Genomic DNA, 25,638 nt, shown 5'->3' with positions numbered 1-25,638 from the left:
CCGGGGTTGAACAGCCGTCGAAGTATAGAGGGCTGTCGCAAGGTGGAACAACTCGGGCGTAAGTGCAGGTCAGAAAAGACTTTTGAGGATGTGGAAGCCAGCGATGTACTCGCCGGCGATGGTGCCGACGCAGACCAGGAAGAAGTTCAGCAGGGTGCGGGCCACGCGATTCTTCCACCAGCCGGTCCAGTGGGTGATGTCGTCGCGCAGGTGCTCGAAGTCGATCACGCGGGGTTTGCGGACCCATGCCTCGGCCATGGCGCTGAACGCACCGGAAGGAATGCCCGGGCGGAACGGTTTCAGCGGGCCGGCCACGAACGCGGCGACGATGGACAGCGGATGGCCGCCGGCGATCAGCGCGCCGAGGGCGGACAACCCGCCCGTGAGCAGCACCCAGCTCTTCACCGCGTCGGCGCCCAGGCTGGGGCTGCGGTAGAACGCGAAGCCGATGGCGGCGAAGATCGCCAGCACCAGGCCCACGGCGAACACCTTGGGCCACGGCGAGGCCGGCGGGGTGACGGCCAGCTCGTCGGCGGTGGCGCGCGCGTCGCCGTGCTGCTCCGCCAACTGGTGGCTCATGCCCTTGAGGTGGCCCGCGCCGATGACGACCAGCACGGTGCGCGCGGGCGCGGCGGCATCCATGCGCTGGCCGTTTTCGCGCAGGCGCGCGGCCATGAATTCGTCGCGCTCCGCAATCAGCGCGCGGTACAGCGGCGCGGAGTCCTTCGCGAAATCGCTGAACGCGCTTTCCAGCAGGTCGGACTGCTTGAGTTTCTCGATGTCCGCCTCGGCGATTTCCTCGCGTTCGAACACGCTGCCCAGCATGCCGGCCATCAGGCCGAAGCGCTGGAAGAAACCGACGCTGCGCCAGGCGCGCTTGAGGGTGGTGCCCACTTCGCGATCGACCAGCCACACCGGGATGCCGCGTGCGTCGGCGCCATCCATCGCGGCCTTCATTTCCGCGCCGGGCTCGATGCCGTACTGCGCGGCCAGGCGTTTCTGGAAGCCGCCGAGCACCAGACTGGCGGCGACCATGCCGGCCTTGCCCTGGCGGATCACCTGGAAGAGATCCATCTGCTTGAAAGCTTCCGGGTCGCGGATGCCGTGCGCGCGACTGGCGCAGAGCTCCACGGCCACCGCGTCGAAGTGTTCGCGTTCCAGCAGCGCATCCACCGCCTGCACGCTGGCGCGTGACACGTGCGCCGTGCCGAGGATGACGTAGTCGACGCCGTCGCGCGTCATGCGCTCGATGGGCTGGCCGTCCAGTGCGGGATGCGGTGTGACGTCGTGCTCGGCGGGAATCATGCGCTCGGTTGTCCTGGGCTGGGGCTTAGTCGCGGAAGCGCTTGGTGAGGTCGCCGTAGGCATCGATGCGGCGATCGCGCAGGAACGGCCAGATGCGACGCACGTGCTCGCTGCGCTGCATGTCGACATCCACGATCAGCAGCTCGCGACCCTCGGTGCCGGCCTGGGCGAGGAATTCGCCCTGCGGCCCGGCCACGAAACTGGAGCCCCAGAACTGGATGCCGTTGCCGACGGCGGTGGGGTCGGCCTCGTAGCCGGTGCGGTTGCAGGCGAGCAGGGGCAGGCCGTTGGCCACGGCATGGCCGCGCTGCACGGTGATCCACGCCTCGCGCTGGCGTGCCTTCTCGTCGTCGGTGTCTTTCGGGTCCCAGCCGATGGCGGTGGGATAGAACAGGATGTCCGCACCGGCCAGCGCCATCATGCGCGCGGCTTCGGGGTACCACTGGTCCCAGCAGACCAGCACGCCGAGCTTGCCGACCGAGGTGGGGATGGGATCGAAACCCAGGTCGCCCGGCGTGAAGTAGAACTTCTCGTAGAACGCCGGGTCGTCGGGGATGTGCATCTTGCGGTACTTGCCGGCGATGGCGCGCGAGCGATCGAAGACCACGGCCGTGTTGTGGTACAGGCCGGTGGCGCGTTTCTCGAACAGCGAGGCGACGACGACGAGTTTCAGTTCCTCGGCCAGCCGGCCCAGGCGCTCGGTGCTCGGCCCGGGGATGGTCTCGGCGAGGTCGAACAGGTCGACGTTCTCGTGCTGGCAGAAGTACGGGCCGTTGTGCAGTTCCTGCAGCAGCACCAGCTCGACGCCGGCCGCGGCGGCATCGCGCAGGCCTTGCTCGATCGCGTCGAGGTTGGCGTCGCGGCTGCCGCGATCGGTTTCCTGGAGCAGGGCGACCTTGAGGGTGGTGCGGGACATGAGGGGCTCCTTCAGGCGGCGACGGCGGCGGGAAGCTGCATGGTGATGCAATGCAAGCTGCCGTTCTGCCAGATCAACGGACGGCATGGCACCTGCACTACCTCACGGCTGGGGTGGGCGAGCCCGATGATGCGTGCGGCTTCGTCATCCCGGGCGTCGCCATACGACGGCACCAGCACGGCGCCGTTGACGATCAGGTAGTTGGCGTAGGACGCCGCGAGTCGACGACCTTCATCGAGGATCGGCTGCGCCCACGGCAGCGGGTGCAACGGATACGGCGTGCCTTCCGGCGTCCGCAGCGCGGCCAGTTCATCGGCCATCGTGCCCAGTTCCGCGAAGTGCGGATCGGCGCTGTCGTCGCATGCCTGGTACACGATGCCACCGTCCTCGGAGAAGCGCGCCAACGTATCGATATGGGCGTCGGTGTCGTCGCCTTCAAGGTAACCGTGGTCCAGCCACAGCACGCGGTCGGCGTGCAGGGTGGTGGCCAGGGTGTCGGTCATCGTCTCGCGGGATAGCGTGGGGTGGCGCTGGGCGAGGCACTTCCACGTGGTGAGCACGGTGCCGCGGCCGTCGCTCTCGATGCCGCCGCCTTCCAGGGCCCAGTCGATGCGCCGGTGCGGCAGCCCCGACAGCACGCCGCGCTCGAGCAGGCCGGCGATCAGCGCGTCGTCCTGGTCGGCGCCGAACTTGCCGCCCCAGCCGGTGAACCGGTAGTCGTTCAGCAGCACGCCATCCGGACCGGTCAGGGTGATCGGGCCCGAATCGCGCAGCCAGGTGTCGTCGTAGGGCAGTTCGATGAAGTGCAGGCGAGCCATGTCGGCACCGGCGTGCTCGACGGCCTGGCGCGCACGCTCACGCAGCGCGGCATCGGCCACGATCACATGCAGCGGTTCGAAGCGGGTGACGGCCGCGGCCAGCGCCACGTAGGTGGTCTCGACGTCGGCCAGGCGATTGGCCCAGTCGGTGCCCGCGTGGGGCCAGGCGATCAGGACGCCGGCCTGCGGCTCCCATTCGGCGGGCAGGCGATACGAGCTACGGTCGGTCATGGCGGGCAACGGCGGCAAGGGGTAAGCCCGCTAGTGTAAAGCCTCCACCCCACCCACCACACACCCGCGCCGTTTGCCGCACCACCCGGTGCCGCACCCCCCGGTGTAGGAGCGCACGATGTGCGCGATCCCCGTATCCTCAATCCAGCCTACAGCCCCTCACCGCGAACCCTGCGGATTCACATTGTTCCCCGCCGGCGTATTCAACACGGCATGCACCACATGGCTGCGCTCGAAATACACGATGTAGCCCGGATACATCCACCGGTTGATCACCGGCTGCTTCGCGCTGCCGCCGCCGCGGGCGTCCAGCTTCGAGGTGGGCGTACCGAACTGGCGCTCCACCTGGGCCATGCTCATGCCCTTGCGGGGCAGGTTCATGGCCTGCTCCTGCTGCACGCGGTTGACCAGCAGGCTGTCGCCGGCGTGGGCGACCGGGGCCAGGGCGGCGAACGCGACGGCCAGGGCGGTCGCGAGGAAAACAGGCTTGAAGGTGTTCATGATGGCTCCGGCGCGCTCCCCATGCGGCGCAAGACGCCGTTTTAACAGATCGCCTCCACACACGCCATGGGGCGGCTATCATGGGCGGTCGCCAGCCGCCAGTTTGCCCAATTCATGATCTCGTTCCGCAATCTTGCCCTTCGCCGGGGCAGCCGCACCCTGCTGTCGCAGATGGACCTCACCATTCAGAGCGGGTGGAGCCTCGGCGTCATCGGCCGTAACGGCTGTGGCAAGTCCACCCTGTTCGCCGCCCTCAAGGGCGAGCTCGAGCCGGAAGTGGGCGACCTGGACATGCCGTCCAAGGTCCGCCTCGCCTCGGTCGCGCAGGAAACCCCCGCGCTGCCGGACCCCGCCATCGACTACGTGCTGGGCGGCGATGTGGAGGTGGCGGCCGTCCTGAAGGCCGAGGCGGAAGCCTACGAGCGGGAAGACTACGAAGCCGTCGCGGTAGCCAACCAGCGCATCGAGGAACTGAACGGCTACGACGCCCGCGCGCGCGCCGGCCGGCTGATGCACGGGCTGGGCTTCAGCCCTGATACCCACGAGCGCGCGGTGGCGTCGTTCTCCGGCGGCTGGCGCGTGCGCCTGAACCTGGCCCGCGCGCTGATGGCGCCGTCCGACCTGCTGCTGCTGGACGAACCGACCAACCATCTAGATCTGGACGCCGTGCTGTGGCTGGAGGAATGGCTGCGCCGTTATCCCGGCACGCTGCTGATCATCTCGCACGATCGCGAATTCCTCGACGGCGTGATCTCGCACACGATGCACCTGCACGACGGCACGGCCAAGCTCTATACCGGCAACTACACCGCCTTCGAGCGCCAGCGCGCGGAGCACCTGCGCCAGCAGCAGATCGCCCATGTGCGCGAGCAGGCCGAGCGGGCCCACCTGCAATCCTTCATCGACCGCTTCAAGGCCAAGGCGAGCAAGGCCAAGCAGGCGCAGTCGCGCATGAAGCGCCTGGAAAAACTAGCCGGCACGGAAGCCGTGCGCGCCGAGCGCTCCTTCAGCTTCTCGTTCCCCACGCCGGACCGCCTGCCCACGTCGATGTTGCAGCTGGACCACATCGACGCCGGTTACGGCGAGCACGTGGTGCTGCGCGACGTGGCCTTCGGCCTGGAGGCCGGCGATCGCATCGGCCTGCTCGGTCCGAACGGCGCGGGTAAGTCCACCATGGTGAAGTCGCTGGTGGGTGAACTCGAGCCGCTCACGGGCGAGCGCTCGTTCCACAAGGACATGAAGATCGGCTATTTCGCCCAGCACACGGTGGAAAGCCTGCACGAAGGCTGGAGCGCGTACGACCACCTGCAGGAGAAGGCGCCCACCGCCGGCCAGCAGGCCTTGCGCGACTACCTGGGTACCTGGAATTTCCCGGCCGATCGCGTGTTCGAGCCGGTGGACAAGTTCTCCGGCGGTGAGCGCGCGCGCCTGGCGCTGGCCCTGATCGCGTGGGACAAACCCAACCTGCTGCTGCTCGACGAACCGACCAACCATCTCGACCTCGACATGCGCGAGGCCCTGGCCGACGCGCTGGCGGAGTTCGACGGTGCACTGGTGCTGGTCTCGCACGATCGTCACCTGCTGGGCATGGTCTGCGACGAGTTCTGGCGTGTCGCCGACGGCAACGTCGACGCCTTCGACGGTGACCTGGACGACTACGCGAAATGGCTGCGCTCGCGCGCCACCACGCGCAAGACCGCCGCCGTCGCCTCGGCCGCGGCGGAAGCGCCCATCCAGGCCTCCGCGAAGGAGAAACGCAAGCTCAGCGCCGAGGAACGCGAGAAGGAAAAACCGCTGCGCGCGCGGGTGAAGAAGATCGAGACGCAGATCGCCACGCTCGACAAGGAACTGGCCACGCTGGAAGGTAAACTGGCCGATCCGAAGGTCTACGATGGCCCGACGGTGGAACTGATGAATCTCAGCCAGCGCCAGTCGACCTTGCGCGGCGAGAAGGAAGCCCTGGAACTGGAATGGCTGGGCCTCCTCGAGCAGATCGGGGACTGAGGCGTGGGCGTCGTCCTCAACGTGTTGTTGCCGGGGCGCGACAAGCTCGCCACCGTGGCCCCGTTCGCCACCTGGCTGGCGCGTGGCAGCACGTTGCCGGCCGCCGCTCCGGGTTACCTGTCGGCGATGGCCGAATATTTTCGCTGGCCCGGCGGGCCGCTGCCCGCCGCCGCCCTGATCCGTCAGTCGGTGGCCGGCGATGCAGGCACGGCGCAATGGCTGTCCGCCGATCCGGCCTGGGTGCAGCCCGAGCTCAGCGGCGCGCGCCTGCTGGCGTGCGGCAACCTGGGGCTGACGGTCGAGGAGTCGGCTGCCCTGGTGGCCGCGCTGACCGAAACGTTCGAGGCGGAAGGCATGTGCCTGCAGATGGGCGATGCGCAGCACTGGCAGCTGCGCCTGCCCGCTGACGTGGACGTGCCGTCCTTCCCCGAGCCAGAAGAGGCGCTGGGTGCCGATCTCTTCGAGCAGCTGCCCAAGGGCGACGCCGGACGGCGCTGGCGTGCCCTGATCAACGAGGCGCAGGTGGTGTTGCACAACCATCCGGTGAACCACGCGCGTGCTTCGCGCGGCCTGCCGCCGGTCAACAGCGTATGGCTGTGGGGGCCGGGCGTGCTGCCCGACTGGATCGAGTGCGGCTTGTCGCGTATCCACAGCGACGACCTGCTGGCCTGGTCGCTGGGCCACAAGGCCGATGTCGACGTGCAGGCGCGCAACGCGTTCGTCGGCAGCGATGCCTCGCCATATACCTTGCTCGACCTGCAGGACGTGCATGCGGACGATTTCGCACGGTCGTGGTGGCCTGCCATCCAGGCGCGGCTCGAAGACGGCGCGGAGCTTTGTCTCGCTTTCGCCGACGGCACGCGCACGGTGCTGCGCAAGCACCACCGACTGCGGTTCTGGCGCAAGCCATGACGCGCCGCGTGTGGCGCCGACGCGAGGCGGAGGCCCCGCCGAGCGGCTGGCCCGGGCACGTCCATCCCGTCATCCAGCGCATCTATGCCGCGCGTGGCGTGTGCACGCCCGATGGCGTGGAACATCGCCTGGCGCGGCTGCTGTCGCCGACGCTGCTGGGCGGCATGGACCGTGCCGTGGCGGTGCTGATGGATGCCATCGCAAACGACCGGCACATCGTGGTGGCCGGCGATTACGATTGTGACGGCGCCACCGGCACGGCGGTGGCCGTGCGCGGTCTGCGTCTGCTGGGTGCGCGGCACGTGGCGCATGTGGTGCCCAACCGCTTCGTGCATGGCTATGGCCTCAGTGAAGCGCTGGTGGCATCGCTGCAACCGTCGCCCGACCTGATCGTCACCGTCGACAACGGCATCGCCAGCGTGGCCGGCGTCGCCGCGGCACGGGCACGCGGCATCGGCGTGCTGATTACCGATCATCACCTGCCGGGCGACACGTTGCCCGAGGCCGATGCCATCGTGAACCCCAACCTTGCCGACGACGGTTTTCCGAGCAAGGCGCTGGCGGGCGTCGGCGTGATGTTCTACCTGTTGCTGTCGCTGCGCGCCGCGATGCGCGATGCCGGCCGGTTCACGCAAGGCGAGCCGGACCTGGGCACGCTGCTCGACCTGGTCGCGCTCGGCACCGTCGCCGATCTGGTGCCGCTGGATTTCAACAACCGCGTGCTGGTCGACGCCGGCCTGAAACGCATGCGCGCCGGCAAGGCCTGCGCCGGCATCACCGCGCTGATCGAAGCCAGCGGCCGCTCGCTGGCCACCATCGCCGCGACCGACCTGGCCTTCGCCATCGGCCCGCGGCTCAACGCGGCGGGGCGGCTCGAAGACATGTCGCTGGGCGTGGCCTGCCTGCTGACCGATGAGGTGGGCATCGCGCGGCGCTACGCGGAACAACTCTCCGGCATCAACCAGGAACGTCGCGAAATGCAGGCGGGCATGGTCGAGGAAGCCGAGCGCATGGTGGCGCTGGCACGGCACGTGGATGCCGTAGGCGTGGCGTTGTTCGACGAAGGCTGGCATCCGGGCATCGTCGGCCTGATCGCATCGAAGCTGAAAGAGAAACTGCATCGCCCCGTGCTGGCCTTCGCGCCGGCCGGCGACGACACCGACGAGCTGCGCGGTTCCGCACGCTCCATTCCCGGCTTCCACATCCGCGACGCGCTGGCCGAGATCGACGCGAAGCATCCCGGCCTGATCCTGCGCTTCGGCGGCCATGCGATGGCCGCAGGCCTCAGCCTGCAGGCGCGCGATTTCGATCGTTTCGCCACGGCGTTCGACGCCGCCGCACGTCGCCACCTCGACGACGATCACCTCCAGGCGCTGGTGCACACCGACGGTGAACTGGACTACCGCGACCACACCCTGGACCTGGCGAAGCAGCTTCGCCACGCCGGCCCCTGGGGCCAGGCCTTCCCGCCGCCGGTGTTCGAAGCCCACTTCGAGTGCGCCTCGTGGAAACCCATGGGCAGCCGTCACCTGCGCCTGCAACTGCGGCACACCCAGGGCGGCGCGCCGCTGGAGGCGGTGATGTTCAACTGCTACGAGGGCACGCCTCCGCCTGCGCGCATGCGTGTGGCCTACGAGCTATCGGTCAACGACTGGCAGGGCAGGGAAAGCGTGCGGTTGCTGCTGACGCATATGGAAGCCCTTTAAGGGCCGAAGCCGCTTTCCTCGTAGGGTGCGGGGAGGAGGCGTCGGGTGGTCACCCTCTGCGCTCGGGCAGCGGCCGCAAGCGGCCGAACTCGCTCAGAGGATGACTACCCGACACCTCCCTGACGACTGAGGTGCGTTGCCGGGAAAGCAACGCTCGAGGTGTCGCACGGAGCGGCATCTCCAGGGCGGGCCGCACGAGGTTGCCAACGCTTTGCTTTTCCACTCCCGCTTGCCTCTGTCGTCGCAGAGGTGCTGGGTGGTTACGCTCTGAGCGAGTTCGGCCGCTTGCGGCCGCTGCCCGAGCGCAGAGTGTGACCACCCGGCGCCTCCTCGCCGCGCCATGCAAGGACAACGGCTTCGGCTTCTTCGCGTCCCTGCCCAGCGACTTGCCTGAAAAACCTCAGGCAAACCTGCCGCGCCGTCCACATATCTGAGACGGCGCCCGCCTAACCTCGGCGCCATGGCCACGGTGAACTGGATACGGATGGGTGAGCGGCAGTACGCGGTCCTCGAGGGGACGACGCGGCCGTTCGCGCGGGTCAGTCCGCAGGACGGGCGCTGGGTGGTGCGTTGGCGCTACGGGCCGCGGCAGGGGCAGGGGACGGTGCTGCGGGGTATGTCCCTGATGCAGCGCATGGTGACGCGCTGGGCCGAGCACCACGAGGCGCGGCTGCGCAAGCTGATTCCGCCACCGGTACAGGCCTATGCGCCGCCCAGCGCCCTGGAGCGTTATTTCTACGACGCCATCTGGCCGGGCTACGTGCCGGCGTCGCGCCGGCCGAGGCGGGAAGGACGAAAAGGGCGGGAGCGCCATTGAGCCGGGGGCACACCCCCCACACATAGGCTGCATATCGTCTTGTCGCAGGTGGCGCCATGTCTCCCGAGTGTTTCGTCTCCGCCCTCCAGCAGGCCGTGGTCCGCGACAACCTCGCCGTCTACGCCGAACTGTTCCGCACCACGCCGGCCGAACGCGCTGTGGATCCGCACTGGGTGAACGCGCTGGAACTGTTCAACGGGCTGGACGAGGCTGGCAAGGAAGTCTTCCTCCAGGTGATCTGCAATACCATGATCGATACCACGGCCAACCTGCTGGGCATCGTCGACGGCTGCTGCCCGGTGGCGGGTATCGAGGGCGACGTGACGCTGTGCATCGACGGCCATCCCATCGGGGGCGAGTTGCAGGAGTTGTTCCTCGAGCTCAACGAGGCGGTGGACGACGCCGGCTGACGTTGCGCACGGTGACTGGCACACTGGGGCCTGTTCGTTCCAGGTCATGCCATGCGTTCCCGTGCTTCCAGGGCGGTCGCCCTCGCGCTGCTGTCCGCGCTGTTCTTCACGCTCACCTATGTCCTCAATCGCGCCGTGGTCAGCGGGGGCGGGCATTGGCAATGGGCGGTGATCCTGCGTTATCTCATTACGCTGCCCTTGCTGGCGGTGGTGCTGCCCTTCCGGGGTGGGCTGGGCGCGCTGCCGCGGGAACTGCGCGGGCATACGCGCACCTGGCTCACCTGGAGCGGCGTCGGTTTCGTGCTGTTCGGCGTACCCCTGACCTGGGCGGCCAGCAGCGGGCCGTCGTGGCTGGTGGCGGGTAGCTTCCAGACCACCGTTCTGGCGGGGCCCCTGCTGGCGCCCTTTATCTATCGCGACGAGCGCGCCCGCTGGCAGGTCGGTGCGCTGTCGATCGGGGCGCTGATCGTGCTGGGCGTCATGCTGCTGCAGTTCGGCCACGCGCGGGGTGCGCTGGATGCCTCCGCCTGGTTGGCGGTGGGCGCGGTGGTGTTCGCCGCGTTCGCGTATCCGCTGGGCAACCGGATGATCCTGCTGCACCTGGAGCGCACGGGCACCCGGCTGGGCGCCGTGCAGCGGGTGTTCGGGATGACCCTGGCCAGCGCGCCGGTGTGGCTGGGGTTCGCGGGCGTGGCGTGGTCCTCCCTGGGGCCGCCGTCCCTGCGGGAGGTGTTGCTGGCCGGCGGCGTGGCCTTGTCCTCGGGCGTGGTGGCCACCGTGCTCTTCTTCCACGCCACCGAGATGGTCGGCCGCCAGGGCACCGCGCTGGCCGGCGTGGAGGCCATGCAGGCCGCCGAACTGCTGTTCGCCACAGGCATCGGCGTGCTCTTCCTGCACGAGTCGCTGCCCGGCCCGCTCGCGGCCTTCGGAGCCGTGGCCATCGTCGTGGGCATTGCCCTGTTCGCATGGGCGAGTGGCCGGGACGGTTCGCCCGATCCCGACGGGGTGGATGCCGACCGGGGCGCTTGACGCCATCCAGACACGGGAAGCGTACGCTGCGCCTATCTTCCCGAGGTGCGCCATGAAACCCCTTGCCATCGCTTTCCTGCTTGGTTGCACCTTCGCCGCCTCGGCCGCGCAGACCCCGCCGGGTACCCACGGGCAGCGCGCCCCGGCGGCCGATCCGATGAAACGTTTCGCCTGGCGCGATGAAGCGGCGGGTTACACCTTCGTCGGGCCGCCGCGCTGGACGGACAAGGTCACGGCGGTGCCGCTGGATTCCGCGGCGCTGGCGAAGTCGGGCGCCACCAGCGGCGTGCGCTTCGTGGCCGGCGCGAAGACCCTTCTGGTGCTGTTGTCTTCGGACGACGAACGCGCGCATGCGATGGCGAGCTCGGGCGCGCGGGAATTGTCCCGCCACGACGGCCATGTGCTGTCGCTCAAGACCGAGGCCGGGTCCGGTGCCCTGGCCCTCACCGACGAGGAACTGGCGGCGGCCATCCAGTGGGATGGCGGCGACACCGGCACCGTCACCCGCTGAGCCGATTCATACACAGGACATATCGAAGAGGACGCATACCGGTATCGATCCGACTCAATTCAGGGTCTAGCCTTGGCGACATGGCTTATTTCCTGGAGGTTCCCGTGGACGGTTCGTCGCCCGCACCGGTCGTCGTGGCCGATCGCCGTATCAGGCACGGCACGCCGGCGTTCCGGCGCACCAACCTGGCCCTGTTCTCGTCGGGGTTCGCTACCTTCGGCCTGCTTTATTGCGTGCAGCCGTTGATGCCCGCGTTCTCGCACGATTTCGGCGTGGACGCGGCCAGCAGCAGCCTGTCGCTGTCGCTGACCACCGGCGTGCTGGCCGTGGGCATGCTGTTCGCCGGTGCCATCTCCGACGTCCTGGGGCGCAAGCCGGTGATGCTGGCCTCGCTGCTGGGCTCGTCGCTGCTGGTGCTGCTCTCCGCCATGGCGCCGCACTGGGGCACGTTCCTGGTCATTCGCGCGCTGCTGGGTCTTACCCTGGCGGGTCTGCCCGCGGTGGCCATGACCTATGTGGGCGAGGAGATCCACGGCGATTCGCTCGGCTTCGCCATGGGGCTGTATATCGGTGGCAATGCCCTCGGCGGCATGGGCGGGCGCCTGATTGCCGGCTTCGCCGCGGACCATGCCTCGTGGCGCGTGGCCGTGGCGGTCATCGGTGGCCTCGGCCTGATCGCGTCGTACCTGGTGCTGCGCGGCTTGCCCGCATCGGCGTATTTCGAGAAGCGGCGCGCGCATCCGCGGGCCCTGCTGGCGTCGTTCGGTTCGCTGTGGCGGGACAAGGGGCTGCCGTGGCTGTTCGCGGAAGGCTTCCTGCTGATGGGTGCCTTCGTCACGATCTACAACTACGTCTCATACCGTCTCATCGCCGCGCCGTTCTCGCTGTCGCAGTCGCATGTGGGTGCCATCTTCATGGTCTACGTGATCGGCGTGGGCAGCTCGGCGTGGATGGGGGCGATCGCCGGCCGGCTGGGTCGTCGTCGCGTGCTGTGGTCGGCCTTCGTCATCATGCTGGCCGGCGTAGCGCTGACGGCCAGTGCGTCGCTATGGGCCATCGTCGCCGGCATCGCGCTGCTGACCTTCGGTTTCTTCGGCGGGCATTCCATCGCCAGTAGCTGGGTGGGTCGGCGCGCGTCGTTCGCCAAGGCGCATGCGTCGTCGTTCTACCTGTTCGCGTACTACATGGGTTCGAGCATCGCCGGCTCGATCGGCGGGCTGGCCTGGAACCACGGCGGGTGGAACGGCGTGGCGATCTATGCGGCCGTGCTGATCCTTGCCGGCCTGGCGGTCGCGTTGAAGCTGCGCACGCTCACGCCTTCAGCATCAGCGCCGTAAACGCCTTCACCAGCGGCGAGGCATCGTCGCGACGGTGGGTGACGTGCAGCGCGCTGGCGGCATCCGGCGAATCGATGGCGACGTAGGCCACGCCGTCGACACGCACGTGGCGCAGCGAGTCCGGCAGCACGGCGACGCCCAGGCCCGCGGCCACCAGGCCGATCATCGTGGACGACTCGCCGGCTTCCTGGGCGATGCGCGGCACGAAGCCCGCGTTGCGACACATCGACAGCAACTGGTCGTGCACGCCGGTGCCGGCGGCACGGCTGAAGACCACGAAGCGTTCGTCGGCCAGTTCGTCCATGCGCAGCCGGGCGCGCTTGCGCGTGGCTAGCGGGTGATCGGCGCGCAGCACGGCCACGAGCGGATCGTCGACCAGCTTGTGCGAGACCAGCGTGGCGGGCAGTGCACCGCCACGCAGCAGGCCGACGTGCTGGCTTCCCTCCAGCAGGCACGCCACCTGCCGCAATGTGTTCCGTTCCACCAGCACCAGCCGCACGGCGGGATAGGCGTCGCGGAACGCGCGGATCGCCCGCGGGAACCGCTCGATCAGCGGGGTGGACCGGGTAAAAGCGACATGCAGTTCGCCGATCTCGCCACGCTCGGCGCGGCGTGCCTGATCGGCGGCGGCGTCCACGCGCGCGACGATGTCGCGGGCGGCGTCGAGGTAGACGCGGCCGGCATCGGTCAGCTCGACGCGTCGGTTGGTCCGTCGCAGCAGGCGCAGGCCGAGCAGGCTTTCCAGGTCGCGGATCTGCTGGCTGAGCGGCGGCTGGGACATACCCAGCCGCTCGGCGGCGCGGCTGAAATGCAGCTCGTCGGCCACGGCGATGAAATAACGCAGGTGCCGCAGCTCGATGCCCATGGGCGGTTCAGTCCGGCCGGACGCGGATCAGGCCTTCCTGCGCGGTGGAGGCCACCAGCACGCCGTTGCGGGTGTAGATCATGCCGCGCGCCAGGCCGCGCGCGCCCTGCGAGGTGGGGCTGTCGAACGAATACAACAGCCAGTCGTCGATACGGAACGGGCGATGGAACCACAGCGCGTGGTCCAGGCTGGCCATCTGCATGTTGCGGGTGAGGTAGGAGATGCCGTGGGGCAGGGTGGCCGTGCCGATCAGGTGGAAATCCGACGCGTAGGCCAGCAGCGCCTGGTGCAGCCCGAGCGTGTCGTCGATCGGCGCGGTGAGGCGGAACCAGATGTGCTGGTACGGCGGCCGCTTGGCCGGGCGCAGTTCGTCGCGCGGCCACACGTGGCGGAACTCGAACGGGCCGTCGATGCCGAGCCAGCGCTGGGTCTTCTCCGGCAGCCGGGCCAGCTGCTCGGCGGTCATCGCCGGCATCGGCTCGACGTCCTCGGGCGCAGGCACCTCGGGCATCGACATCTGGTGCTCGTAGCCGGCTTCCGGTTCCTGGAACGAGATGGACCCGTTGAGGATGGGCTGGCCGTGCTGGATGGCGACCACGCGGCGCGACGAGAACGAGCCGCCGTCCCGCGTGCGCTCGACGCTGTAGACGATGGGCGCGTTGATGTCGCCGGCACGCAGGAAATAGGCATGCAGCGAGTGCGCCTCGCGGCGCGGGTCCACCGTGCGCTGCGCGGCGGACAGCGCCTGGCCCAGCACCTGGCCGCCGAAGACGAACTTGGTGCCGATGTCGCGACTCTGGCCGCGGAAGAGGTTGTCTTCGAGGCGCTCGAGTTCGAGCAGTTCGACGAGTTCGCCGACGTGGTTGTCCGTCATGGGGGTCTCTGTTGAGCGGGGTGGCGACATGGCCGGAAAGTATACCGGGCCTCAGCCCGCCAGCCGCGCGAGGCGGCCCGCATCGTAGGCGCGTGCCCAGGGGAATTGCGGGCCCGGATCGCGCTTGCGTGGCACCTCGCGGTGCGGATCGTCGCTGGCGGGAACCATGGCGGTGTCCAGGTCCTCGTGGCCGGCGATATGGCGCAATGACGGAAAGTGCAGCGTGAGGTCGTCGAGCAGGGCACGCAGGGCGTCGATCTGTTCGGCGGGGTAGGGCTCGGTCATGACCTGCCGGTCGGAGTGGAACCAGTCGGGATAACGCCCCGTGTTGACCAGTTCGATGCCGATCGAGCGCGGGTTGTAGCCACGGGTGTGGTTGGCGACGCGGCGCGGATCGACGTAGCACTGGATCGTTCCGTCGCGATCGACGTAGTAGTGCCCGCTGGCGCCCGTGCCACGGTCCTCGTAGAGCACGCGCTCGCCGTACTCGCGCGCCATGGCCAGGTCGGGCAGCTCGGTGCAGTGGATGACGACCAGGTCCACCGCGTCGGCCGGGCGCTCCGGGAGGCGGTGTTCGTAGGGGAGGGGGCTGTGGCGGATGTCGATCATGGCGCTTTGATAACATAGCCGGTCATTCCGCGTACGGAGTCCGCCATGCGCGGTCACATCATCCTTTCCCACGGTTCCGATTCCGGCCCCGACGCCACCAAGGTCAGCGCGCTGGCGGCCCTGGCGGGCTCGCTGGGCTGGACCACGGTCCGCCCCGATTACCGTGAAGACGACGCCCTCGGCCACGCCGGCTGCGTCGAACCGCGGCTGGCGCGGCTGGCCCGGGCCATCGCGGACTCACCGGCGCCCCCGATCCTGGTCGGCTCCAGCATGGGCGCTTTCGTCTCGGGGCTGGCCTCGCTGCAGGCCCCGGTGGCCGGAGTGTTCCTGCTGGCGCTGCCTGCGCGCATCCCCGGCTACGGCCGGGCCTTCGACCTCGCCAGGGGCGTGCCCGCCTTCATGATCCACGGCTATGCGGACGACGTCTGCCCGGTGGATGAGGCCTTCGCCTTCGCGCGCAGCCATGCGATCCCGATGCTGCTGGTCGAGGACGACCACCGGCTGGGCAACGCCATGGCGGACATCGAAACCACCTTCCACCGTTTCCTCGAGGGCCTGGCATGAACTTCTTCGCCACCTGCCCGAAGGGCCTGGAATACCTGCTCAAGGACGAACTGATCGCCATTGGCGCGACGGACGTGCGCGAGGCCCTGGCCGGCGTGTCCTTTGCCGGTGACATCGAGACGGCCTACCGCGCTTGCCTGTGGTCGCGCATGGCCAGCCGCGTGCTGCTGCCGCTGGCCGAGTTCGACGCCGCCGACCAGGACGCCCTCTATGCGGGTGTGCAGGACATCGACTGGGCCACCCACCTGGCCGCGCACGGCACGCTGGCCGTGGATGCGAACACGGCACAGAGCAAGCTCACGCACAGCCAGTTCATCGCGCTGAAGACCAAGGACGCCATCGTCGACCAGTTCCGTGCCGCCACCGGCGCGCGTCCGGACATCGACCCGGAAGAACCCGACCTGCGCGTCAACGTGCGCCTGCGCCGTGATCGCGCCACGTTGTCGATCGACCTCTCGGGCCTGCCGTTGCATCGTCGCAACTGGCGCGAGCAGCAAGGCGAGGCGCCGCTGAAGGAAAACCTCGCCGCCGCCATGCTGGTGCGTGCGCAGTGGCCGCGCATCTACGCCGAAGGCGGCGCGCTGGTCGATCCGATGTGCGGCTCGGGCACGCTGCTGATCGAAGGCGCGCTCATGGCCGCCGACGTGGCGCCCGGCCTGCGTCGTGATTACTTCGGCTTCCTCGGCTGGGCCAAGCACGATTACGCGTTGTGGCGCTCCATCTACGACGAGGCGAAGGCACGGGCGGACGAAGGCCTGCGTGCCCTGCGCCCGGTGTTCTTCGGCAGCGATTCGGATGCGCAGATGGTGCAGACCGCCAAGCGCAACGCGCAGAGTGCGGGCGTGGCGGGTTTCGTCCACCTCGACAAGCGTGACGCGGTGCACGTGGCACCGCCGCCGGAAACCCCGCTCGGCCTGGTCATCACCAACCCACCCTACGGCGAGCGCCTGGGCGACCGTGCCGAACTGCCGGCGCTCTACCGCGACTTCGGCCAGGCACTGAAGGACCGTTTCGCCGGCTGGCGCGCGGCGGTGCTGGCCGGTGACGAGGAACTGGGTCGTGCGCTGCGCCTCAGCCCCGACAAACGCTACGCCCTGTTCAACGGCGCGCTGGAAACCCCGCTGCTGACCTACGCCCTGCGCGCACGCGACGATGCCCCGCGCGAAGCGAAGCCGCTGTCGCCCGGCGCGGAGATGCTGAAGAACCGCCTGGAGAAGAACGTCCGCCACCTGCGCAAGCGGCTCACCCGCGAGGGCATCACCTGCTGGCGCGCCTACGACCAGGACCTGCCCGAGTACGCCGCCGCCATCGACGTCTACGAAAACTGGCTGCACATCCAGGAGTACAAGGCGCCGCAGGACGTGCCGGTGGACGTGGCGCGCATCCGCATGCGCGAGATCGGCCGCGTGGCCAGCGAGGTGCTCGGCATTCCCCGCGAGCGCATCGCGGTGAAGACGCGCGAGCGCGGCAAGGGGGGCTCGAAGTACGGCCAGTTCGACCAGAAGGGCGAGTTCATCGAGGTGGGCGAGGGCGGCCTGCGCTTCCTCATCAACCCCACCGATTACCTGGACACCGGCCTGTTCCTCGACCATCGCCTGGTCCGCGAGAAGATCCGCGAACTGGCGCCGGGCAAGCACTTCCTCAACCTGTTCGCCTATACGGGCACTGCCAGCGTCTACGCGGCGGCCGGCGATGCGCGCGACACCACCACCGTGGACCTGTCCGGCACCTACCTGGACTGGGCGTCACGCAACCTGGCGTTGAACGGCTTCGAAGGCGCACGCCATCGGCTGGTGCAGGAGGACGCCCTGACCTTCCTCGAGAAGCGCTCGATGCAGTACGGGCTGATCTACGTCGACCCGCCGACCTTCTCCAACTCCAAGAAGGCCGACGACTTCGACGTGCAGCGCGATCACGTGAAGCTGCTGATGCTTTGCCTGGACCGGCTGCTGCCGGACGGGGCCATTGTTTTCTCAAACAATTTCCGTCGTTTCCAGCTTGATAAGGCGGCCCTGGAGCCCCATTTTTCCATCGAGGACTGGAGCGCCCCCAGCATCCCGTTCGACTTCTCCCGCCGGCACAACATCCACGGTTGCTGGCTGCTCCGTAAGCCGTTCGTGAATCCGTGGAAAACGTGAATTGAGGGTGTAGAAAACTTCAGATTGGATTCAGTGGCCGAGCGCGAATCTGCAGTCAACACCCGGAGGTAACTGTCATGAAAGGTAAGTTCGTAAAGTCCGCTCTCGTCCTCGCCGCTGCGGGTCTGATGGCGTTCGCACCCGGCGCCTTTGCCCGCGGTGGTTATTACGGCGGCTACCATGGTGGTTACGGCTATGGTTACCACGGTGGTGGATACTACGGCGGTCGTGGCGGTTACTACGGTCGCGGTCACTACGACCACGCCGGCCGCTGGATCGCTGGTGCCATCGTCGCCGGCGCGGTCGTCGGCCTGGTCGCCAACGCCACGCAGCCGCGCACGGTGGTCTACGACAACGGCCCGGGCTACTACTACGCCCCGCCCACCCGCACGGTGGTCTATGACGACGCGCCGGTCGTTACCCGCCGCGTGACCACCACGACCACCTACGTGGACGATGGTTACGGTGGCACCCGTTATGTGCGTGACGACGGGTATTGATCGAGGTTGTTTTCGTTGCGTGGTTTGATCGAGGGAGCCCGGCGCGAGCCGGGCTCTTTTTGTTTTGGATGGTGGGGGAATGTTGGGCGCTTTGAAGAAGGCTCGCCTTCGGCATCGCGTTTAGCCTTCGGGCGTTGGAGCAAGAGCCGGCGGGTGCCACCCTCGTGGCCACGCCTGCGGCGACCCGCTAAGGAAGGGCCGCTCCGCGGCTGTATATCTATTCCCCTTTGGGGCGGGTCGGGCTTCGAACGGGGATTTTTGATTCGCCATCCATGGCTCAGCAAAAATGGCCGGCCGTCCTGGCCGGCCCCCTTCGGGCCTTGTCCGTTCGAAGCCCTCGCCTGCGGCTACCGGCCACGAGGGTGGCACCCGCCGGCTCTTCCATACACTGAGGTTGCGTGTGGGAGAGCACAGAGCCAGGACTCGCTTCGTAGCTGGGAGCGCTCGCTCACCTGGTGTGCATGGCATCGGTCGCCTTAGATACGTCGAGGGTTCGCGCACGTGCGTGCGCTCCTACCCCCAAGCCGGCAGATCAGGCGTTGGATATGCCACAACACGTCCTACCCCTGGGGTAGGAGCCCACGATGTGGGCGAAAAGCCAACGAAGCGCTGACGCCATACCCCGCACCTCTGCGACCGCTCGCGTCACAACCTGCCTCAGTCGTTGGAAGAGCCGGCGGGTAGCCCCCTCGGTGCCGGTAGCCGCAGGCGAGGGATTCGCACAGATCAGGCCCGAAGGGGGCCGGCCAGGACGGCCGGCCGTTCTCGCGAGACAGGATGTCGAGTCGAGAACCCCTGTGCGAAGCCCGACCCGGGCCCGAAGGGCCATAGATATACGGCCGCGCCAGCGGCCCTTCATCAGCGGGTCGCCGCAGGCGTGGCACCGAGGGGGCTACCCGCCGGCTCTTGCTCCGAGCCCCGGACTCAACCACCCGGAGACGGCAGCTGCGCACCCGAGCCGCGCCGCTTGGCACTTTTCTTCATCGACTCGAATGTCGCCTTGTCGATCGTCTGCACGGACTGGACCTGGCACGGCGGCTCGTTGCGGCGAAGGATTTTCTCATCGATGCCGCCGCAGATACGCATCTCGCCCATGGCCTTGTCGCTGTTGGACGACTTGAAGCGGATGCCGCCGCCCAGGTCCATCCGCGGGCAGTCCGCGCTGGTCTTCACCACGAAATGGTTGGGTCCGTTGCGCACCGCCACCGTGCGCGCGTCGACCACGGCCCATTCGTTGATGCGGTCGGTGCGCAGGCAATCGTTGAAGGGGAGTTCGTTGCGGGCCTGGGGGACGGCGGGGCCGGGACGGGGTGCGTTGTCCTGAGCGTGCGCGGTGGACGCGCCGGCGAGCAGGAGAGCGGCGCTGAACAGGATTCGGGCAGTCATGACGGGGTCCTCCGGGAGGAATGGCGATGTTAAGCCGGGATCGGCCCACGGGCCAGATTGACAGGGGCCACGGTGCACCTTTCGTTAAGGGCGTGGAGGATGCCACTCACGTTCGTTGAACGTTTCCTCGGCCATCCTTTCCGTAATGACTGACGCTATCAAGGCCGCACAGGAGGCCAGCGCATGACGGTCCGCCCGCTTGGCCTCGACCCCACCCCCTCGGCCCCTGCGGACCTCGTTACGCGCTTCCTTGGCGTGCGTCGTCGCAGCGCCGAACTGGCCTCGCGGTTACGTCCGGAGGATACCGTCATCCAGTCGATGCCGGATGCCAGCCCGACCAAGTGGCACCTTGCCCACACCACATGGTTCTTCGAGCACTTCGTTCTCGGTCGCACCGAGGGCTATGTGTCTGCGAACCCGGAATGGCACTTTCTTTTCAATTCGTACTACCAGTCGGTAGGACCGATGCACGCGCGCCCCAGTCGGGGAATGATCACGCGGCCGGACTTCGCCGAAGTGCTGGATTACCGGCGCCGTGTTGACGATGCGGTAGCGGAGCGCCTCATGCGCGGCGACGATCCGGCGCTGGCTGTCGTGATAGAACTGGGCTGCCAGCACGAGCAACAGCATCAGGAATTGCTCCTCACCGATATCAAGCACGCGTTTGCGCAGAATCCGCTGGAGCCGGCGTTTGCCGCGGAGGCACCGCGTGCGCTCTCCGTGGCCGCGCCTGCCTTGCGCTATGTGCCGTTCGACGAAGGCGTGGTGGAGGTGGGTCATGCCGGCGACGGTTTCCACTTCGATAACGAAGGGCCTCGCCATCGCACCTGGCGCCAGGCGGGGTCGCTGGCCAATCGCCCGGTGACGAATGCCGAGTTCCTTGCGTTCGTGCAGGACGGCGGCTATCGCGACCCGTTGCTGTGGTTGTCGGATGGCTGGGCCACCGTGCAGGCCGAGGGCTGGCAGCGCCCGTTGTACTGGGACGAGGCGTGCGAGACGGAGTTCACCTTGCAGGGCCGCCGGGCCATCGATCCGCATGCGCCGGTGTGTCACATCAGCTATTTCGAGGCCGACGCATTCGCGCGCTGGGCCGGCGCGCGGCTGCCGACGGAGGTCGAATGGGAAACCATGGCCACGTCGCTGCCGATTCGCGGCAATTTCCAGGACAACGGTTTGTTCCACCCACGTGCGTCGTCGTTCGAAACCGACCTGAGTCAGATGTACGGCGACGTTTGGGAGTGGACGATGAGCCCATATGTCAGTTATCCGGGGTTTCGTCCGCTGGACGGTGCGCTGGGGGAATACAACGGCAAGTTCATGAACGGTCAGTGGATACTCCGCGGGGGCTCGTGCGCGACGCCCTCCGATCATATTCGTGCCACCTACCGTAATTTTTTTCCTCCCCATGCGCGCTGGCAGTTCACGGGGATACGACTGGGAAACGATCGATGAGTGCTCAACCCAAAGACATCCGTGTCGACGACCGCCATCCGGATGTCGAGGACACCCTCGAGACCGTACGCCGCGGCCTCGGGGCCAAGATCAAGAAGCTGCCGTCGCGCCTGTTCTATGACGAACGTGGTTCGGCGCTGTTCGAGGCCATCTGCGAGCAGCCGGAGTACTACCTCACGCGAACCGAGATCCGCATCATGCGCGATCATGCGGCCGACATTGCCGACGTGATCGGGCCCGACGTGCGCCTGGTCGAATACGGCAGCGGCAGCGGGATCAAGACGCGGATGCTGCTGGAGCATCTGGTCACCCCCGTGGCCTATGTGCCGGTGGAGATCTCGCGCACGGCGCTGATGGAAAGCGTTGCCGAATTGTCCACGCGTTTCCCGGACGTCCCCATGCAGCCGGTCTGCGCCGACTTCACCCAGCCGCTGCGGCTGCCGGTGGCCACGCGCTCGCCGCGGCGTACGGTGATCTACTTTCCCGGCTCCACCATCGGCAATTTCGAGGCGAAGGATGCGGTCAAGATCCTTCGCCAGATGCGCGCCGAGATGAGCGACGGCGGCGGTGTGCTGATCGGCGTGGACCTGAAGAAGGACGCCGCACAGATCGAGGCGGCCTACAACGACGCCGCCGGTGTCACGCGCGACTTCACGCTCAACATGCTGGTGCGGCTGAATCGCGAGATCGGCACCGATTTCGACCTCGATGCATTCCGCCACCGCGCACGCTACAACGTGCTTGCCGGCCGTATCGAAACCTCGCTGGTCAGCACGCGCCACCAGGTGGTGCATGTGGGTAGCGACGCCTTCACTTTCCGCGAGGACGAGGCGATGCAGGTGGAATACAGCTGCAAGTATTCGCTGGACGACTTCGCGCAGATGGCCAACAAGGCCGGGCTGTCGGTGTCTCAGGTCTGGATGGACGAGGATCGCCGTTTCAGCGTGCAGTACCTGGTGCGGGCGACGCCGGTCGCCTGACCCTACCTGATCCCTACGCCCGCCGCCTCACCGGCGGCCCGGCGCATCGCACCGGCGGCTCGGCGCATCGCACGGGCGGCCCGGCGCATCGCACCGGATGTTGTAGGAGCGCACGCTGTGCGCGACATCCTTTCACCGCATTCTCCGAGCTGGCGTGCCAGTTCGGAGGTTCTGCCTCAAAAGATGTCGCGCGCAGCGTGCGCTCCTGCATGTGTCGCCTGGACGATGCGTGCAGGTGTTGTGCGGGGTTCGATCACCCCGGCCGGCGGGCACCCAGGGAGACCAGCAGATCCTGCGCGGTGCGGATGCGTTCGGCGCTGCCGGGTAGTTCGAGGATCACCCGGAGCTTGTCCTGGCCGTCCATCTTGAAGATGCGTGGTTGTTGCTGGATCAGCTTGATCAGGGCCATCGGGTCGATGTCGGGCTTGTCGCGGAAGGTGATGCGTCCACCGCTGGCGCCGAAGTCCACCTTGCGGATGCCGAGCGGGGTGGCCATGAGCTTCAGTTGCGCGACGGCGAACAGGCACTTGGTCGGGTCGGGTAGCAGGCCGAAACGGTCGATCATCTCCACCTGAAGCTCGCGCAGGCCGTGCTCGTCGCGTGCGCTGGCGATGCGCTTGTACAGCGTCAGGCGCGTGTGGACGTCGGGTAGGTAGTCTCCGGGGATCAGCGCGGGCAGGTGCAGTTCCACCTCGGTCTCGTGCTCGGAGGTGAGGTCGAAGTCCGGCACCTTGCCCGACTTCAGCGCGCGCACCGCACGGTCCAGCAACTCGGTATACAGCCCGAAGCCGATCTCCTGGATCTGGCCGGACTGTTCCTCGCCCAGCATCTCGCCCGCACCGCGGATTTCCAGGTCGTGGGTGGCGAGGGTGAAACCGGCACCCAGTTCCTCCAGCGACGCCAGTGCTTCCAGGCGCTTCTCCGCATCGGCGGTCATCGCCTTGCGGTCGGGCACGATGAGGTAGGCATAGGCGCGGTGATGCGAGCGACCCACGCGTCCGCGCAACTGATGCAGCTGGGCCAGGCCGAAGCGATCCGCGCGGTTCACCACGATGGTGTTGGCGGTGGGGATGTCGATGCCCGATTCGATGATGGTGGTGGACACCAGCACGTTGAACCGCTGTCGGTGGAAATCGGCCATCACCTGTTCCAGGTCGCGCTCGGGCATCTGGCCGTGGGCGACGCGGATGCGCGCCTCGGGCACCAGTTCGCCCAGCTCACGTGAGATGCGCTCGATCGACTCTACTTCGTTGTGCAGGAAGTAGACCTGGCCACCGCGGGCCAGCTCGCGCTGGATGGCTTCGCGGATGAGCGCGGGCTGGTAGGTGGAAATCAGCGTACGAACCGCCGTGCGATGGGCCGGCGGCGTGGCGATGATCGACAGGTCGCGCAGGCCGCTCATCGCCATGTTCAGCGTGCGCGGGATCGGCGTGGCGGTGAGGGTCAGCAGGTCCACTTCGGCACGCAGCTTCTTCAGCTGTTCCTTCTGACGTACGCCGAAACGCTGTTCCTCGTCGACGATGACCAGGCCCAGGTCCTTGAAGCGGATGTCCGGGCCAAGCAGCTTGTGCGTACCGACGATGACGTCGATCTGGCCGTCGGCCAGCCGTTGCAACGCGCCGTCCACTTCCTTCTTCGACTTGAAGCGGGAGATGACGTCCACGCGTACCGGCCAGTCCGCGAAGCGGTCGGCGAAGTTGCGGTAATGCTGCTGGGCGAGCAGGGTGGTCGGCACCAGCACGGCCACCTGCTTGCCCGCGGTGGCCGCGGCGAACGCGGCACGCAGGGCGACCTCGGTCTTGCCGAAGCCCACGTCGCCGCAGACCACGCGATCCATGGCGCGCGGCGCAGCCAGATCGACGATCACCGCATCGATCGCCGCCTGCTGGTCCGGGGTTTCCTCAAACGGGAAGGTGGCCGCGAATTCCTCGATCATCGGGCGGTCGACGGATAGCGACTGCCCCTGGCGCGCCTCGCGCTGGGCGTAGATGCCCAGCAACTCGGCGGCCACGTCGCGGACTTTTTCCGCAGCCTTCTTGCGCGCGCGCTCCCAGGCGTCGCCGCCCAGCGAGTGCAGCGGAGCCAGTTCCGGCGCGGTGCCGGTGTAGCGGCTGACCAGGCCGAGCTGGGCCACCGGCACGTAGAGCTTGTCGCCCTTGGCGTATTCGATGGTGAGGAACTCGCCAGGCATGTCGCCCACGTCCAGGGAAACGAGCCCCTGGTAGCGGCCGACGCCGTGATCGATGTGGACGATGGGCGAGCCGATCGACAGCTCGGTCAGGTCCTTGATGATGCTTTCGGGATCGCGCGCGGCACCGGCGCGACGCTTGCGATCCGTACGTACACGTTCGCCGAACAGCTCGCGCTCGGTGAGCACGGTGAAAGCCGGCTTCGTGATCGCGAAACCCTGTTCCAGGGACGCGACGGTGATGGCGAGCTTCTCGTCGCGCGCGAGGAAATCCTTCCAGCTGTCGATGTTGACCGGTTTCAGGCCGGCACCGGCCAGTTGCTCGATCAGCGCCTCGCGGCGGCCGGCGGAATCCGCCGCGATCAGCACGCTGCCCTTGTAGCTGGACAGGAAATGCCGCAGCGCAGCGCCCGGTTCGTCGCCCTTGCGGTTCAGCGGCACGTCCGGTGCCGGCTGCGTGCCCAGGTCCACTGCGTGCTCGTGGCCGGCGGGCACCACGTCGATCCGCACCTGCTTGTTGAGGCGTTCGCGCAGTTGCTCCGGCGGCAGGTAGATCTCCGCCGGCGGCAGCACCGGGCGCTCGATATCGTGCGCGCGCTGGTCGTAGCGCTCGGCGGTCTGCGTCCAGAACTGCTCCGCGGCGTCCAGCGTGCCCTCGCCGAGGACGAACATCGCATCGCCCGCGATGTAGTCGAACAGGGTTTCGGTCGCGCCGAAAAACAGCGGCAGGTAGTACTCGATGCCGCCGGGCGTCACGCCTTCCTTCATGTCCTGGTAGAGCGGACAGCGACGGATGTCGATGGGAAAGCGTTCGCGCAGGTTGGCGCGGAAGTTCTTCGCCGCGTCTTCGGTCAGCGGGAATTCGCGTGCGGGCAGCAGGTCGACGCTGTCCACCTGGTGGGTGGAGCGTTGGGTTTCGGTGTCGAAACTGCGGATGGACTCGATCTCGTCGTCGAACAGCTCCACGCGGTAGGGCTCGTCGGCACCCATCGCGTAGATGTCGATGAGCGCGCCGCGCACGGCGAAGTCACCCGGTTCGGCCACCTGAGGCACGTTGCGGTAGCCGGCGGCCTCCAGCCGACGCTGCTCGGCGCCCAGGTCGAGCTTCTGGCCCTTGCGCAGCACCAGTCCCGAGCCGGTGATGTGGGCGCGTGGCGCGATGCGCTGCATCAGCGTGGCCACCGGCACCACCAGCACACCGCGCCGGGTGGTGGGCAGGCGATAGAGCGTGGCGATACGCTGGGAGACCACTTCCGGGTGCGGACTGAAGACGTCGTAGGGCAGGGTTTCCCAGTCCGGGAAATGCAGCACCGGCAGTTCACCGGCGAACACCGCCAGTTCGCTCTCCAGGTTATCGGCACTGCGGGTGTCGCGGGTGACCACGACCAGTACGCCCTCGTGCGCGCGTGCCGCCTCGGCGACTTCGAGTGCCCACGCCGAGCCATGGGGCGTGGCCCAGTAGCGGCGGGTCTTGGCGGTGGCGGGGAGTGACGGGCGGGGGAGCACTAGAGGCATGGAGTCGGCTTGGCAGCTTGCGGACAAGCCGACGATTGTACTACCTGCCCGTGAAGGGCCAGCGGTGCCG

The 25,638-nt window shown here is 67.8% G+C and carries 22 protein-coding genes; 13 read left to right on the top strand and 9 right to left on the bottom strand.

Features of this window, described 5'->3' with window-relative positions:
• Window positions 1–69: 69 nt before the first annotated feature.
• The 4 genes from AB8808_RS14515 to AB8808_RS14500 form a co-directional block, all read right to left on the bottom strand.
• Window positions 70–1,305, bottom strand: a complete 1,236-nt coding sequence (locus tag AB8808_RS14515) for a TraB/GumN family protein (RefSeq protein ID WP_369930371.1) — start codon at window positions 1,303–1,305, stop codon at window positions 70–72.
• Between the two features lie 25 nt (window positions 1,306–1,330).
• On the bottom strand, window positions 1,331–2,221 hold the full coding sequence (locus AB8808_RS14510) for a carbon-nitrogen hydrolase (RefSeq protein ID WP_285402127.1): 891 nt from the start codon (window positions 2,219–2,221) through the stop codon (window positions 1,331–1,333).
• An 11-nt stretch (window positions 2,222–2,232) separates the two neighbouring features.
• A complete protein-coding gene (locus AB8808_RS14505; RefSeq protein WP_369930370.1) occupies window positions 2,233–3,270 on the bottom strand; it encodes an agmatine deiminase family protein in 1,038 nt (345 codons plus the stop codon).
• 159 nt (window positions 3,271–3,429) lie between these two features.
• Window positions 3,430–3,771 carry a hypothetical protein gene (locus AB8808_RS14500; protein WP_036140626.1) on the bottom strand — a complete coding sequence of 114 codons (342 nt, stop codon included), beginning with the start codon at window positions 3,769–3,771 and terminating at the stop codon, window positions 3,430–3,432.
• A gap of 114 nt (window positions 3,772–3,885) precedes the next feature.
• On the opposite strand from AB8808_RS14500, the gene AB8808_RS14495 reads away from it, so the two are divergent.
• The 8 genes from AB8808_RS14495 to AB8808_RS14460 all read left to right on the top strand — a co-directional run bounded on the left by AB8808_RS14495 (window position 3,886) and on the right by AB8808_RS14460 (window position 12,497).
• The gene (locus AB8808_RS14495) at window positions 3,886–5,775 is read left to right on the top strand and encodes an ABC-F family ATP-binding cassette domain-containing protein (RefSeq protein WP_369930369.1); all 1,890 of its coding nucleotides are present in this window, start codon (window positions 3,886–3,888) and stop codon (window positions 5,773–5,775) included.
• Window positions 5,776–5,778: 3 nt separating this feature from the next.
• The gene (locus AB8808_RS14490; RefSeq protein WP_369930368.1) at window positions 5,779–6,687 is read left to right on the top strand and encodes a phosphoglycerate mutase; all 909 of its coding nucleotides are present in this window, start codon (window positions 5,779–5,781) and stop codon (window positions 6,685–6,687) included.
• Window positions 6,684–8,393, top strand: coding sequence for a single-stranded-DNA-specific exonuclease RecJ (gene recJ / locus AB8808_RS14485; RefSeq protein ID WP_369930367.1), 1,710 nt, complete (start codon window positions 6,684–6,686; stop codon window positions 8,391–8,393). Before AB8808_RS14490 ends, recJ begins: the two co-directional genes overlap by 4 nt.
• Before the next feature lie 469 nt (window positions 8,394–8,862).
• A complete protein-coding gene (locus AB8808_RS14480) occupies window positions 8,863–9,210 on the top strand; it encodes a hypothetical protein (protein ID WP_369930366.1) in 348 nt (115 codons plus the stop codon).
• Window positions 9,211–9,266: 56 nt separating this feature from the next.
• Window positions 9,267–9,620 (top strand): hypothetical protein, encoded by a 354-nt coding sequence (locus AB8808_RS14475; RefSeq protein ID WP_369930365.1) that lies wholly within the window; start codon window positions 9,267–9,269, stop codon window positions 9,618–9,620.
• Between the two features lie 51 nt (window positions 9,621–9,671).
• Window positions 9,672–10,649: a multidrug resistance efflux transporter family protein gene (locus AB8808_RS14470; protein WP_369930364.1), complete on the top strand. Its 978-nt coding sequence runs from the start codon at window positions 9,672–9,674 to the stop codon at window positions 10,647–10,649.
• 52 nt (window positions 10,650–10,701) lie between these two features.
• Window positions 10,702–11,160: a hypothetical protein gene (locus AB8808_RS14465; RefSeq protein ID WP_036140633.1), complete on the top strand. Its 459-nt coding sequence runs from the start codon at window positions 10,702–10,704 to the stop codon at window positions 11,158–11,160.
• Window positions 11,161–11,240: 80 nt separating this feature from the next.
• The gene (locus AB8808_RS14460) at window positions 11,241–12,497 is read left to right on the top strand and encodes an MFS transporter (RefSeq protein ID WP_369930363.1); all 1,257 of its coding nucleotides are present in this window, start codon (window positions 11,241–11,243) and stop codon (window positions 12,495–12,497) included.
• Here AB8808_RS14460 and AB8808_RS14455 read toward each other — a convergent pair.
• From AB8808_RS14455 to AB8808_RS14445, 3 genes are read right to left on the bottom strand one after another with little or no spacing between them, the layout of a single operon-like run.
• On the bottom strand, window positions 12,472–13,362 hold the full coding sequence (locus tag AB8808_RS14455; protein ID WP_369930362.1) for a LysR family transcriptional regulator: 891 nt from the start codon (window positions 13,360–13,362) through the stop codon (window positions 12,472–12,474). The two genes, AB8808_RS14460 and AB8808_RS14455, sit on opposite strands and share 26 nt — an antisense overlap.
• Window positions 13,363–13,369: 7 nt before the next feature.
• Window positions 13,370–14,236 (bottom strand): acyl-CoA thioesterase, encoded by an 867-nt coding sequence (locus AB8808_RS14450; protein WP_036140635.1) that lies wholly within the window; start codon window positions 14,234–14,236, stop codon window positions 13,370–13,372.
• A gap of 51 nt (window positions 14,237–14,287) precedes the next feature.
• A complete protein-coding gene (locus AB8808_RS14445; RefSeq protein WP_369930361.1) occupies window positions 14,288–14,845 on the bottom strand; it encodes an N-acetylmuramoyl-L-alanine amidase in 558 nt (185 codons plus the stop codon).
• A 45-nt stretch (window positions 14,846–14,890) separates the two neighbouring features.
• On the opposite strand from AB8808_RS14445, the gene AB8808_RS14440 reads away from it, so the two are divergent.
• The 3 genes from AB8808_RS14440 to AB8808_RS14430 all read left to right on the top strand — a co-directional run bounded on the left by AB8808_RS14440 (window position 14,891) and on the right by AB8808_RS14430 (window position 18,047).
• On the top strand, window positions 14,891–15,409 hold the full coding sequence (locus tag AB8808_RS14440) for an alpha/beta fold hydrolase (protein ID WP_369930360.1): 519 nt from the start codon (window positions 14,891–14,893) through the stop codon (window positions 15,407–15,409).
• A complete protein-coding gene (gene rlmKL, locus AB8808_RS14435; RefSeq protein WP_369930359.1) occupies window positions 15,406–17,547 on the top strand; it encodes a bifunctional 23S rRNA (guanine(2069)-N(7))-methyltransferase RlmK/23S rRNA (guanine(2445)-N(2))-methyltransferase RlmL in 2,142 nt (713 codons plus the stop codon). Before AB8808_RS14440 ends, rlmKL begins: the two co-directional genes overlap by 4 nt.
• Before the next feature lie 77 nt (window positions 17,548–17,624).
• Complete coding sequence (locus AB8808_RS14430) at window positions 17,625–18,047, top strand: hypothetical protein (protein ID WP_036140639.1); 423 nt, start codon at window positions 17,625–17,627, stop codon at window positions 18,045–18,047.
• Between the two features lie 924 nt (window positions 18,048–18,971).
• On the opposite strand, the gene AB8808_RS14425 is transcribed toward AB8808_RS14430, so the two are convergent.
• Window positions 18,972–19,433, bottom strand: coding sequence for a DUF6491 family protein (locus AB8808_RS14425; RefSeq protein ID WP_369930358.1), 462 nt, complete (start codon window positions 19,431–19,433; stop codon window positions 18,972–18,974).
• A gap of 183 nt (window positions 19,434–19,616) precedes the next feature.
• On the opposite strand from AB8808_RS14425, the gene egtB reads away from it, so the two are divergent.
• Together egtB and egtD are read left to right on the top strand one after the other, a co-directional pair.
• A complete protein-coding gene (gene egtB, locus AB8808_RS14420; protein ID WP_369930357.1) occupies window positions 19,617–20,885 on the top strand; it encodes an ergothioneine biosynthesis protein EgtB in 1,269 nt (422 codons plus the stop codon).
• A complete protein-coding gene (gene egtD / locus AB8808_RS14415) occupies window positions 20,882–21,865 on the top strand; it encodes an L-histidine N(alpha)-methyltransferase (RefSeq protein WP_369930356.1) in 984 nt (327 codons plus the stop codon). The genes egtB and egtD overlap by 4 nt, the downstream gene beginning before the upstream one ends.
• Before the next feature lie 253 nt (window positions 21,866–22,118).
• Here egtD and mfd read toward each other — a convergent pair whose 3' ends face one another.
• Complete coding sequence (gene mfd, locus AB8808_RS14410) at window positions 22,119–25,568, bottom strand: transcription-repair coupling factor (protein ID WP_369930355.1); 3,450 nt, start codon at window positions 25,566–25,568, stop codon at window positions 22,119–22,121.
• Window positions 25,569–25,638 lie beyond the last annotated feature (70 nt).

The organism is Xanthomonas sp. NCPPB 2632, assembly GCF_041228075.2.
Taxonomy (GTDB): Bacteria; Pseudomonadota; Gammaproteobacteria; order Xanthomonadales; family Rhodanobacteraceae; genus Luteibacter.
The sequence above is the reverse complement of the archived record's forward strand: the minus strand, read 5'-3'. Positions and strand labels throughout refer to the sequence as shown.